Below are 12461 nucleotides of genomic sequence, written 5' to 3' on the forward strand. Positions count from 1 at the left end.
GTGGATCACATCCTCCGGCTTGTATATAACACTGGCAAGATCACTGGCAGGAGAGCCACATGATTGCCCCCCCTTGCCGCTGGATGAACACAGTCGACTGGAACGACTGCGCATCCTCGGCCTGCTCGACCACGAGCCCATCGATCAGCTTGATCGCCTCACCCGGCTCATCACCCGGCATTTCGCACTCCCCATCGCCATGGTCTCCCTGACCGACGTGAACAGGCAGTGGTTTCTCGCCCGCACCGGGGTCGATATGTGCGAGATCAACCGGGAGCACTCCTTCTGCGGTCATGCCATTTTGCGCCCCGACATCATGCAGGTACCGGATGCCAGACGGGATCTCCGCTTTGCCGACAATCCGCTGGTGACCGATGATCCCGGTGTGGTCTTCTACGCCGGCCGACCCCTGCGCGCCCTCGATGGCGTGGTGCTCGGCACCCTCTGCCTGGTGGACCATGTGCCGCGCCATCTCGACGAAGATGCCTGCCGGGATCTCGACGACTTCGGCCGCCTGGTGGAGAACACCCTGCACGATCTGGAGCGGCGCCACCAGGTGCGCACCCTCAATCAGGTTCTGGAAGACAAGGAGCATCTCTTCACCCTCACCTTCAACCAGTCGTCGGTGGGCATGGCCCTCTCCTCCCTCGAAGGCAAGTGGCTGCGGGCCAACCCGGGGCTGGAGCGGCTGCTCGGTTACAGCGAGCATGAGATGCTGAGCCGGACCTGGCTCGCCATGACCCATCCCGAAGATCTGCAACGGGAGCAGCCCCTGTTCGATGCCCTGATCGCGGGGCAACGGCAGGATTACCGGCTGGAGAAGCGGATGATCCGGGCCGATGGCACCCAGTGCTGGGTCCAGCTCAGCGTGACCCTCTGCCAGAGCCGCACCATGGCCCCCCACATGATCGCCGTGTTTGCCGACCTCACCGAGCGCAAACAGGCCGAGGCCGAACTCGTGCGGCTGCAGCAAGGGCTCGAGCAGCAGGTGCAGTCACGGACCCGGGAGCTTTCCCGCACGGTGGAACAGCTGCATCAGGAGATGCGCGAGCGCGGCGCCATGCAGCAGCAGCTGTGGCAGGAGCAGCGCCGCTTGCAGCACATGCTGGAGCACACCAGCAATGCCTTCCTCGAGCTCGATGCCGATTTCATCATCACAGGCTGGAACCCGGCCTCCACCACCCTGCTCGGCTGGCACGCCGACGAGATGCTGGGCCGTCCCCTCTTCGGGCTGCTCGGCGCCGAGCATCCCCTGCTGAGCCTGTCAGGCAACCCGCAGAGTCCGCCACGGCGGCTGGAGTGCGACATCATCACCCGCACAGGCCGGCACATCCCGGTCGAGGTGATTGCCGAGCGTTACCAGTTCGACGGCAAGGTGCGCATCGCCCTGTTTTTGCACGACATCACGGCCCGCCGCCAGGTGCTCGCGGAGATCGAGCGTGGCCGTGCCCGACTGCGGGCCATCACCGATGGCCTGCCGGTCACCATCAGCATGGTGTCGCCCGAGGGGCGTTACCTGTTCGCCAACCAGGCCTATTGCCGCTACTTCGGGCTCGATACCGAACAGATGCGGGAAATGAGCGTGCGGGACGTCATCGGCGAGGAGGCCCACGGCAGGGCCATGGCCTATGTGGCAAAGGCCCTCGCCGGTGAGCAGGTGAGTTTCGAGCACCGTTTCGATCTCCCCATAGGCCGACGCGACCTCAGGATCACCATGATCCCGAGCCGGGGCGACGAGCCCGGGGTCTACATCCTCGGCAGCGACATCACCGAGTTCAAGGCGCTGCAAAGCCAGCTGGAACACGAGGCGGCTCACGACCCCCTCACCGGCCTGCCCAACCGGCGCGCCTTCACCCTGCGCCTCTCCCGGGAGCTGGAGCGGGTGCGCCAGAATGCCGAACCCCTGGGCCTGCTGTTCCTCGATCTCGACGGCTTCAAGGGGATCAACGACAGGCTGGGACACCACGTCGGCGATGCCCTGTTGCAACGCTTCGCCCAGGTGCTGAGTGCCGAGGTGCGCCCGGGGGACATGGTGGCGCGCCTGGCCGGCGACGAGTTCACCATCATACTGCCCGCCCTGCGCCAGCCGGAACTGGAGCTGCCCGCCCTGTGCGAGCGGCTGCTGGCGGCCATGGCGGTTCCTGGGGACGTGGCCGGTCACCGGCTGCCCCTTGCCGGCAGCATAGGAGGCGCCCTCTGCCAATCGGGCCAGTATTGTCACATCGATGATCTGCTGCACCGGGCCGATGCCGCCATGTACCAGGCCAAGCAGTCGGGCAAGGGGCGCTTCGCCCTCGATCTCTGACCGTGCTTCGCATAAAAAAACGGCGGCCCGAGGGCCGCCGTTTTTTTATGCGCGAGGGGGATCAGTTGTCACCCAGCAGGACGGAGTCCAGCGCGATTTCGATCATGTCGTTGAAGGTCAGCTGACGCTCTTCGGAGGTGGTCTGCTCACCAGTACGGATATGGTCGGAGACGGTGCAGATGGTCAGCGCCTTGGCACCGTACTCGGCGGCCACGCCATAGATACCAGCAGCTTCCATCTCGACACCCAGGATGCCGTATTTTTCCATGACGTCGAACATGGAGGGGTCCGGAGTGTAGAACAGATCGGCGGAGAAGATGTTGCCCACGCGCACGGCCACACCCTTGTTCTTGGCGGCCTGAACGGCATTGGCCACCAGGTCGAAGTCGGCGATGGCGGCGAAGTCGTGGTCCTTGAAGCGCAGACGGTTCACTTTGGAGTCGGTGCAGGCACCCATGCCGATCACCACGTCACGCAGTTTCACGTCTTCACGCACGGCACCGCAGGAGCCCACGCGGATCAGGGTCTTCACGCCGTAGTCGGTGATCAGCTCTTTTGCGTAGATGGAGCAGGACGGGATGCCCATGCCGTGACCCATGACGGAGATGCGACGACCCTTGTAGGTGCCGGTGAAACCGAACATGTTGCGCACGTCGCACACCTGCTCGACGTTCTCCAGGAAGGTTTCGGCGATGTACTTGGCACGCAGGGGGTCGCCCGGCATCAGCACGGTATCAGCAAAGGCGCCATCTTTCGCATTGATATGAGGAGTTGCCATTCTCTTTATTCCTTCACACTAGGTTGAGTTTTATTGTCTTTATGGATTGTCCGCTGCCTGCGCGGCGGCGGTACATTACAGGAAACCGGGGCCCTGTGGCACCCCGGGCAGGCGAACCGGCCCGGGGTCACCATCACAGGAAGCTGGTACCGTATTGCAGCTTGGGCAGGCCGTGGTAGGCCGCGATGCTCTGGCCGATGTCGGCGAAGGTCTCGCGACGACCGACGGAGCCCGCCTTGACCGGCTTGCCGTAGAACAGTACCGGAATGTATTCGCGGGTGTGGTCGGTACCGCTCCAGGTCGGGTCACAGCCGTGGTCGGCGGTCAGCACCACCACGTCGCCATCCTGCAGCAGGTCGAACAGCTCCGGCAGGCGGGAGTCGAAGTACTCCAGCGCATCGGCGTAGCCCTTGACGTCACGGCGGTGACCGTAGGAGGAGTCGAAGTCCACGAAGTTGGTGAAGACGATGGTCTGGTCACCGGCCGCTTTCACCTCTTCCAGAGTCCTGTCCCACAGCTCGGTCAGACCGGTCCCCTTCACCTGCTTGGTGATGCCCTGCTGGGCATAGATGTCGGCGATCTTGCCGATGGAGACCACCTGGCCACCCGCTTCCTTCATGTAGTCCAGCACGGTCGGCGCCGGCGGCAGCACGGAGTAGTCGTGGCGGTTGCCGGTGCGCTTGAAGTTGCCCTTGCCGCTGCCCACGAACGGACGCGCGATGACGCGGCCGATGTTGTAGGGCTCCAGCAGCTCGCGCACGATGTGGCACAGCTCATAGAGCTTCTCGAGGCCATAGGTCTCTTCGTGGCAGGCGATCTGGAACACGGAGTCGGCGGAGGTGTAGAGGATCGGCTTGCCGGTGCGCATGTGCTCTTCGCCCAGATCGTCCAGCACCTGGGTGCCGGAGGCGTGGCAGTTGCCCAGATACCCGGGCAGACCGGCCTTCTCGACGATGGCATCCAGCAGCTCCTGCGGGAAGCTGTTGTGATGGTCGTGGAAATAACCCCACTCGAACAAGACGGGCACGCCGGCAATCTCCCAGTGACCGGACGGGGTGTCCTTGCCGGAGGAGAGCTCCTGGGCAAAGCCGTAGGCACCGATCACCTCGACATCCTTGTTCAGTCCGGCCGGGAAGGTGCCGCTGGCGAGTTCGCCCGCGTGGCCCAGACCCAGCTTGCTGAGGTTTGGCAGGTTGAGAGCGCCACGGCCCTCGATCTCACCGGCGGCGCACGCCTTGGCGATATGGCCAAGGGTATTGGCACCCACGTCGCCGAACTTGTCGGCATCGGCGGCAGCACCAATACCGAAAGAGTCCATCATCAGAATAAAGGTACGTTTCATGGGACTTCCCCTTGTTACAAATCAGCCAGACCGATGCGACGGTAAACCTCGGGCAGCGCCTCTGGTCGGGTGTCGCCGATCTTCACGGCAGCCTGCACCATGCGGGCAGCCTCGGCAAATTGAGCTTCTGTCTGAGCGTGGATCAGGGCGAGCGGCTTGTCAGCATCGACGCTCTGACCCAGGCGGATAAAGTCGGTCAGACCGACCGCATAATCGAGTTTGTCGGCGGCGGCGCGGCGACCACCGCCCATGGCGACCACCGCCAGGCCCAGTTCACGGGTGTCCATGGCGGTGACGAATCCGCTGTGGGCCGCGTAGACGGGGCGCACGATGGCGGCTTTGGGCAGGTAGGCGTCGTAGCGCTCCATGAAGTCGGCGGGACCACCGAGGCCGGTCACCATGCGCCCGAAGATCTCGGCTGCCTTGCCATTGTCCAGCACCGCCTGCAGCTTGGTGCGGGCATCGCCGTCATCGCTGGCAAGACCGGCGGAGATCAGCATCTCGGCGCACAGGGCCATGGTCACTTCGTGGATGCGCGGGTTGCGATACTCACCGGTCAGGTAGCGCACCGCTTCGCGCACTTCCACGGCGTTGCCGGCGCTGGAGGCCAGCACCTGGTTCATGTCGGTCAGGAGTGCAGAGGTGCGGCAGCCGGCCCCGTTGGCCACGGCGACGATGCTCTTGGCCAGTTCCTCGGAGGCTTCAAAGGTCGGCATGAAGGCGCCGGAGCCCACCTTCACGTCCATCACCAGCGCTTCGAGCCCGGAGGCAAGCTTCTTGGAGAGGATGGAGCCGGTGATCATGGCAATGGACTCGACGGTGGCGGTGATATCCCGTACCGCATAGATACGCTTGTCCGCCGGGGCGAGATCGCCGGTCTGGCCGATGATGGCGACACCCGCCTCTTTCACCACTTTCAGGAAGCGGTCGTTGTCGACCGAGGTCTGGTAGCCGGGGATGGCATCCAGCTTGTCCAGGGTACCGCCGGTGTGGCCGAGACCACGGCCGGAGATCATGGGCACGAAACCGCCGCACGCAGCGACCATGGGGCCCAGCATCAGGGACACGACGTCACCCACACCGCCGGTGGAGTGCTTGTCGACGATGGGGCCGCCCAGGTTGAGGTGATCCCAGGTCAATACCATGCCGGAGTCGCGCATGGCGCAGGTCAGGGCAACCCGCTCATCCATGGTCATGTCCTTGAAGTAGACCGCCATCGCCAGGGCCGCGATCTGCCCCTCACCGATGGTGTTGTTGGTTATGCCTTGGACGAAGAATTGAATCTCTTGGGTACTGAGCGCTTCACCGTTGCGCTTCTTGCGAATAATTTCTTGAGGCAAAAACATCTTTCATTCCCTCCGTGCATCACGCACGAACACAGACCGAACCAGATCCGGAAGGGGGCGGCGCACCGCCCCCTGCCACCGCTTAGTAACCGCTGGTATTGGCAGGCTTGTCGCCATGCCCCAGGGTCGCCAGCAGGCTGGCCAGCAGGCTGGAGGCGCCGAAGCGGAAGGTGCGGGCGGATACCCAGTCCTTGCCCAGGATCTCTTCGGCCATGGCCAGGTACTGACCCGCCACGGCGGCGTCTTTCACGCCACCGGCCGGCTTGAAGCCCACTTTCGGGTTCTTGGCCTTGATCACTTCCATCATGATGCGGGCAGCTTCCGGGGTCGCATTGACCGGCACCTTGCCGGTGGAGGTCTTGATGAAATCGGCACCGGCGTCGATGGAGATCTCGGAGGCGCGACGGATCAGCGCCTCTTCCTTCAACTCGCCGGTCTCGATGATCACTTTCAGCAGTACCTTGGCGCCGCAGGCTTCCTTACATGCTTTGACCAGATCGAAGCCGACCTGTTCATTGCCGGCCATGAAGGCGCGGTACGGGAAGACCACGTCCACCTCGTCGGCACCGTAGGCCACGGCGGCGCGGGTCTCGGCCACGGCGATCTCGATGTCGTCGTTGCCGTGGGGGAAGTTGGTCACGGTCGCGATGCGCACGTCGGCGGCGCCGATGTCACGCAGGGTCTTGCGTGCGATGGGGATGAAACGGGGGTAGATGCAGACGGCGGCGGTCAGGCCGGCCGGAGACTTGGCCTTGTGGCACAGGTCGATCACCTTCTGATCGGTGTCGTCATCGTTCAGGGTGGTCAGGTCCATCAGGTTCAGGGCACGTTGGGCGGCCACTTTCAGATCAGTCATGCTATGTCTCCAAAGTCTTGTTAAGCCCCATCACCCGCGATCGGCTTCACCGAACACCAAGGGTCGGCAGAGACGTTCCCGGAGCAACGGGATATGGAATTGCAGCGCAAATGCACAGGCAATACGGCTGCAAATAAGGCAAGAGCCCTGTCACTTTCTTACAAAAGTGCGGACTTGGTTCCATGAAGACTTGAGAAAGGCCGACTACGCAGACCCGACTTCCCAATCAATTCCATTTGACCGCCAACACCCGGATTCACCGGGCATTAGTCAATGCCAGCACCCTGCTGGCATCGCCTATTTCAGCCGAGATACCCCGTGTTTGCAAGCCGGATTTGCCAATTTCAGAGGTACCTCACACCCGGCAAATCCAGCGCTGGAAGGCGCTTAAGAGAAGAAGCGGGTCAGGATCCAGGAGTAGGCAATGCCCCCCAGATAGACCCCCACGATCCCCATGACGCCGGAGAGGACGGGCGGCGCCGGTATCGGCAACTTGAGGAAAGAAAACAACACCCCAACGATAAAGCCGGCCGCCATAGCCAGTAGCACTTCATTCATAGAACCTCCGATTTGACTCACTTTATTATTAGTCTTGACAGGAAAACGGTTGTCACCACCCCAAACGAGAACGCCACAGCAAATCGCTGTGGCGTTCGTCTTTATCCTGTCAGTCAGGCGATGTTACATGCCGGACAGCGCCAGGAAGAAGCCTGCGATGGTCGCAGACATCAGGTTGGACAGGGAACCTGCCAGCACGGCCTTCAGACCGAACTTGGCGATGGTGCCGCGACGGTTCGGTGCCATGGAGCCCAGACCACCCAGCAGGATGGCGACGGAGGACAGGTTGGCGAAGCCGCACAGGGCGAAGGAGATGATCGCCTTGGTGTGCTCGGACATGGCCACACCGTTGATCAGCACTTCATCCTTCAGGTAGGGGGCAAAGTTCAGGTAAGCCACGAACTCGTTGACCACCAGCTTCTGACCGATGAAGGAACCGGCCACGACCGCTTCGCTCCAGGGCACGCCGATCAGGAAGGCCAGCGGGGAGAACAGCCAGCCCAGCAGCAGCTCCAGGGAGAGTTGCGGGTAACCGAACCAGCCGCCCACACCGGAGAAGATGCCGTTGATCATGGCGATGAGGCCGATGAAGGCCAGCAGCATGGCACCCACGTTCAGGGCCAGTTGCAGACCGGCGGAGGCACCGGCGGCGGCAGCGTCGATCACGTTGGCCGGCTTGTCGTCCAGCTCACCTTCTGCGGTGTTCTCGTCGTAGCTCGGGGTCTCGGTTTCCGGTACCAGCAGCTTGGCGAACAGCAGACCACCCGGGGCAGCCATGAAGGAGGCGGCGATCAGGTATTCCATCTTGACGCCCATGGAGGCGTAACCGGCCAGCACGGAGCCGGCAACGGAAGCCAGACCACCACACATGACGGCGAACAGCTCGGAGTCAGTCATCTTGGAGATGAAGGGACGTACCACCAGCGGGGCTTCGGTCTGACCGACGAAGATGTTGGCAGTGGCGGAGAGGGATTCGGTACGGGAGGTGCCCAGCACCTTCTGCAGACCGCCGCCCAGCAGCTTGATCACCCACTGCATGATGCCGAGGTAGTAGAGTACCGCGATCAGGGAAGAGAAGAAGATGATGACGGGCAGGACGCGGAAGGCGAAGACGAAGCCACCGCCACCGAACACTTCGAACATCTTGTTGCCAACCAGACCACCGAACAGGAATTCGATGCCGTTCTGGCCATAACCGATGACGCTGGAGACGGCGTCGGACACGCCCACCAGGATGTCACGACCGACCGGCACGTAGAGCACGAAGGCCCCCAGACCGGCCTGGATGGCAAAGGCGCCACCTACGGTACGAATTTTGATTGCCTTGCGGTTGCTGGAGAACAGCACCGCAATCAGGATGAGCGTCGCCATCCCTACCAGACCCATTATCAGATTCATTATTAACACTTCCTCTTTAGTAGCACCTGCCAGCTTGTTAACGATTTGTGTATTGAAGCCGCTAATCAAGGGTGCGCATTATACTAATTACGGTGCGACAAAATAGAATACTGGTCACATTTTATAAGCCACAAACGGCCTGAACATCGTTTAATTAGACCGCAAACGATTTTTATGGGCCCTGTTTTTTATCACTCGGTCATCATTTGATAATCAAATGTTAATTTCATGATTTCCCGGGGGGAACAGCCGCCGGGTGGAGTCATGTAACACCGAAATAACATCCTCCAGCGGTTGCTGCCGCAATTGTGCCAACAAGCGGGCTATGGTCGGCAGGCTGGCCGGCGTGTTCACCTCCCCCTGCTGGCCTTGCAGCGGCATGTCGGGAGCGTCGGTTTCCAGCAGCAAGGCCTCCAGCGGCATCTGGCGTATCGCCTCCCGGGTCTTGTTGGCCCGCTCATAGCTGATGACCCCCCCGATCCCCAGCCTGAAACCCAGTTGCCAGAACACCTCCGCCTGATGCAGGGAGCCGCTGAAGGCGTGAATGACGCCCCCTTGTGGCGGAGTGAAGCGCCGCAGGATCTTGGCGACCGTGTCGTTGGCACGCACCGAGTGGACGATGAGGGGCAGCGCATGCGCCATGGCCAGCCGCACCTGCGCCTCGAACATCTCGACCTGCCCCTCCTGCGGCACATGGGAGCGCAGATCCAGCCCGCACTCCCCCACGGCCACCAGCCCACGGGGCCGACTCGCCAGCAGGGTCTCCAGCCGGGTCAGTACATCCCGGGGCTGCTTGCCCACATACCAGGGATGGATCCCCAGGCCATAACGGATGTCGTCGTGGCGCTCGGCCAGCGCCATCACCCGCCCCCAGTTTTCCTCTCCCACGGCGGGGATGATATACTCGCCCACCCCCAGCTGGCGCCACCGGGTCAGCAGCGCCTCCCGATCGGCGTCAAAGACCGGAAAATCGAGGTGGCAGTGGGTGTCTATCAATTCCATGTCGCGCTTACCTGTCTGTCGTACTCAATGGGTTCATTCCATGCCAACACACGTTTCCCGAGGCTTTACCCTGATAGAACTGGTGCTGGTCATCATCGTGCTGGGGATCCTGGCCGTGACCGCCCTGCCCCGCTTCATCAACATCCAGGACGACGGGCTCAAGAGCAGCGTCTCGGCCACGGCGGGCAGCTTTGCCAGTGCCGCCCGGCTCGCCCACGCCGGCTGGGCGGTCAAGGTTAAGGGGGAGCCCCTGGCACTCTACAACTTTAGCGGCATGGGCAGGCAGGATCTCGACATCAACAGCCATGGCTGGCCGGTGGGCACCAAGGAGGACCAGGGAGGTCAGGGGCCCGATACCGTCTTCCCCGGTGGCGACAGCGATCAGATCTCCGTCAGCAGCCGGGACGACTGCGAGAGCCTGTTTGGCGCCCTGCTCGATACCGATCTGACGGTGGCCGATGAGTTGCACCAGGATTCAGACAGTGACTACATCTCCCGGCTCATCCCGGCAGACGCTCAGGCTGACGGCGCCCTTCGTCACGACAACTGCCGCTATACCCTGCGCAGCTCCGTGGGCCGCTTCCCGGCATACCCCGACGGGCTCTCGTTCGACTACAACAGCGTCACTGGCGCCGTGACCCGCCAGTTCCAGTGAGGTCGTCGCCCTTGTCCGGGCGCTTCTCCTCTTCATCATGGCGTACCGGCGCGCAGCAGCGCCGGTTCTCCGGTGTGAGTCCCCACTCCTGGCACCAGGCATCGTAGCGAGCCAGCCAACGCAGCAATATCCCCTTCATGGGCGCCTCCTTGTCTCGATGGTTTCCCCACAAGCTTGCCCCAATCCAACTCCCCAGACCAGCATCTCGGGGCCAGCGGCGTCATGGCCTGTCCAGCGGCAGCAGCAGCCCCATGGAAATCTCGTCCACATAGCCCTCGTCCAGCCGATAGGCCTGCCGTCTCACCCCTTCCTCCACGAACCCGCACTTGCGATACAAGGCGTGGGCCACCTCGTTGTGGGCCATCACTCCCAGCTCCAGCCGGTGGATACCGAGATCCCTCGCGGTCGCGATCAGGGTACGCAGCAACCGTTCCCCCCATCCCTGCCCGCGCGCCCTCGAACACAGCCCCATCACCACCAGGGCACAGTGGCGGTTGCGTGCCAGGCCGCCACCAAGGAGCGCGGCAAACCCTTGCACCTCCCCCGCCAGCTCCAGCAGCCACATGGCCTGATTGGGGGCTGCGGCCATGGCCTCGAGCCGCCTGCGCTGCCCCTCGATGTCCGAGGGGCGCTCTCCCGCTTCATACAGCATGAAGCGGGTCTCCCTGTCCAGTTGCCCGAAGAAGCGGTCCAGCGCCGCCGCATCCTCCACCCCTGCCATACGAATCATCACGCCGACCTCCCTGCCTGGTGGTCCTGCCGACCACGACCATAAAAAAACGACTCCCTCAGGAGTAATGCCGATCAGTTAAGGATCCATTGACCGATCCTCAGGCTGTGTAAGAATCCGAAACTCCTTGTTGGGTTTCGGATTTTTTTATGCGTATCGACCAAGCTCTCGACTTCATTCACGCCTGTCCTCCCGGAAAGTTTGAGTCCCTGTCTGACCTGCTGTCACCTGAACTGGTGCAGGCTTGCTTGGCCGAGACGGGCTCCGTCTCCTTGCGCCGACGGCGCATGCCCATGGAGCGGGTGCTATGGGCCATTATCGGGATGTCCTTGTTTCGTCATGTCCCTATGGCCCAGCTGGCCAACCAGCTCGATATCCTGTTACCCGGCGACCGGCCGTTTGTCGTCCCCAGCGCCTTCATCCAGGCGCGCCAAAAACTGGCTGACCAAGCCGTTCGACAGGTGTTCCAGCAGACCGCCACACTCTGGCATCAGCAGTGTCAGCACCCCACCTGGGCCGGCTTGCAGCTGCTGGCCGTGGACGGGGTGGTCTGGCGCACGCCCGATACTCCGGACAATGCCGGCGCCTTTGCCAAGTCGAAAACCGTCCAGGGGGAGACGCAATATCCCCAGGTCCGCATGTTGTGTCAGATGGAGCTGACCAGTCATCTGCTGACCCAGACAGTGATGGACTCCTGTGCGGTAAACGAGATGGTGTTGGCAGAGCAACTGATTGAAAAAACACCCGATAATAGCCTGACCCTGTTCGATAAGGGCTTCTACTCACTGGGGTTACTCCATGCCTGGCAACGCCAGGGCGTAGCGCGTCACTGGCTTATTCCGCTGAAAAAGGGGGCTCAATACGAGGTCATCCGCAAGCTGGGGCGGCAGGATGTGCTGGTACGCCTCAGTGCCAGTCCGCAGGCCAAGAAGAAGTGGAGCGAGTTGCCGGAGCAGTTCGAAGCCCGGCTGCTGACCCGGACGGTAAACGGCAAGGAGCGGCAGGTGCTGACCTCGCTCACCGACCCGCTGCGCTTCCCGGCCAGCGAGTTGATGGAGCTATACCAGAATCGCTGGGAAATCGAGCTGGGCTATCGGGAGATGAAACATAGCCTGCAACAGCACCGGCTGACGCTGCGCAGCAAGAAACCCGATGGAGTAAGGCAGGAGCTATGGGGCTTGGTATTGGCCTATAACCTACTGAGATATCAGATGGTTAGGATGGCGGCGAGCTTAAAGGGCTATACGGCCAGCCAGTTGAGCTTTCACATGGCATCGGTGTATCTGCTGCATGAACTCAGTTGCCTGCCGTTTGTGTCACCGGGCATGGTTCCAGGGCGTGTCGCTGAGTTGGACAAACAGGCAGAGCAGTTCAAGTTACCCGCCCGCCGAGAACGAAGTTACCCAAGGTGCATCAAAGCCAAACCACAGAAGTATGCGACGAGAAAACCTAGTAAAAACAATGCCAGTCAGGCTTAACTGACTGGCATTA

General features: G+C 62.1%; 12 protein-coding genes. 3 read left to right on the top strand and 9 right to left on the bottom strand.

Translation table 11 applies throughout. The features are described from left to right. Positions 1-79 precede the first annotated feature (79 nt). Positions 80-2305: a PAS domain S-box protein gene (locus AB5Y64_RS06840; protein WP_368203544.1), complete on the top strand. Its 2226-nt coding sequence runs from the start codon at positions 80-82 to the stop codon at positions 2303-2305. Positions 2306-2366: 61 nt separating this feature from the next. On the opposite strand, the gene deoD is transcribed toward AB5Y64_RS06840, so the two are convergent. The 7 genes from deoD to AB5Y64_RS06875 all read right to left on the bottom strand — a co-directional run bounded on the left by deoD (position 2367) and on the right by AB5Y64_RS06875 (position 9585). Further along, entirely contained in the window at positions 2367-3083 is a 717-nt protein-coding gene (gene deoD, locus AB5Y64_RS06845; protein WP_005341325.1) for a purine-nucleoside phosphorylase, read from the bottom strand. A gap of 133 nt (positions 3084-3216) precedes the next feature. Further along, a complete protein-coding gene (locus AB5Y64_RS06850; RefSeq protein ID WP_039039948.1) occupies positions 3217-4425 on the bottom strand; it encodes a phosphopentomutase in 1209 nt (402 codons plus the stop codon). 14 nt (positions 4426-4439) lie between these two features. Then, positions 4440-5771, bottom strand: coding sequence for a thymidine phosphorylase (gene deoA, locus AB5Y64_RS06855; protein WP_043153005.1), 1332 nt, complete (start codon positions 5769-5771; stop codon positions 4440-4442). Between the two features lie 82 nt (positions 5772-5853). Beyond that, positions 5854-6627 (bottom strand): deoxyribose-phosphate aldolase, encoded by a 774-nt coding sequence (gene deoC, locus AB5Y64_RS06860; RefSeq protein ID WP_039039946.1) that lies wholly within the window; start codon positions 6625-6627, stop codon positions 5854-5856. A 387-nt stretch (positions 6628-7014) separates the two neighbouring features. Beyond that, positions 7015-7185 carry a XapX domain-containing protein gene (locus AB5Y64_RS06865; protein WP_010673027.1) on the bottom strand — a complete coding sequence of 57 codons (171 nt, stop codon included), beginning with the start codon at positions 7183-7185 and terminating at the stop codon, positions 7015-7017. A 123-nt stretch (positions 7186-7308) separates the two neighbouring features. Next, a complete protein-coding gene (locus AB5Y64_RS06870; RefSeq protein WP_010673026.1) occupies positions 7309-8583 on the bottom strand; it encodes a NupC/NupG family nucleoside CNT transporter in 1275 nt (424 codons plus the stop codon). Positions 8584-8796: 213 nt separating this feature from the next. After that, positions 8797-9585 carry a TatD family hydrolase gene (locus AB5Y64_RS06875; protein WP_052816277.1) on the bottom strand — a complete coding sequence of 263 codons (789 nt, stop codon included), beginning with the start codon at positions 9583-9585 and terminating at the stop codon, positions 8797-8799. Between the two features lie 40 nt (positions 9586-9625). On the opposite strand from AB5Y64_RS06875, the gene tppF reads away from it, so the two are divergent. After that, positions 9626-10240, top strand: a complete 615-nt coding sequence (gene tppF, locus AB5Y64_RS06880; RefSeq protein WP_029313748.1) for a type IVa pilus pseudopilin TppF — start codon at positions 9626-9628, stop codon at positions 10238-10240. On the opposite strand, the gene AB5Y64_RS06885 is transcribed toward tppF, so the two are convergent. After that, positions 10209-10379 (bottom strand): DUF5363 family protein, encoded by a 171-nt coding sequence (locus tag AB5Y64_RS06885; protein ID WP_171864938.1) that lies wholly within the window; start codon positions 10377-10379, stop codon positions 10209-10211. The genes tppF and AB5Y64_RS06885 overlap by 32 nt on opposite strands. Positions 10380-10460: 81 nt before the next feature. Next, the gene (locus AB5Y64_RS06890) at positions 10461-10970 is read right to left on the bottom strand and encodes an N-acetyltransferase family protein (RefSeq protein ID WP_368203546.1); all 510 of its coding nucleotides are present in this window, start codon (positions 10968-10970) and stop codon (positions 10461-10463) included. Positions 10971-11119: 149 nt separating this feature from the next. On the opposite strand from AB5Y64_RS06890, the gene AB5Y64_RS06895 reads away from it, so the two are divergent. Then, a complete protein-coding gene (locus AB5Y64_RS06895; protein ID WP_053288733.1) occupies positions 11120-12448 on the top strand; it encodes an IS4 family transposase in 1329 nt (442 codons plus the stop codon). Positions 12449-12461 lie beyond the last annotated feature (13 nt).

It is taken from the genome of Aeromonas sp. R5-1 (assembly GCF_040908265.1).
Classification (GTDB): domain Bacteria; phylum Pseudomonadota; class Gammaproteobacteria; order Enterobacterales; family Aeromonadaceae; genus Aeromonas; species Aeromonas caviae.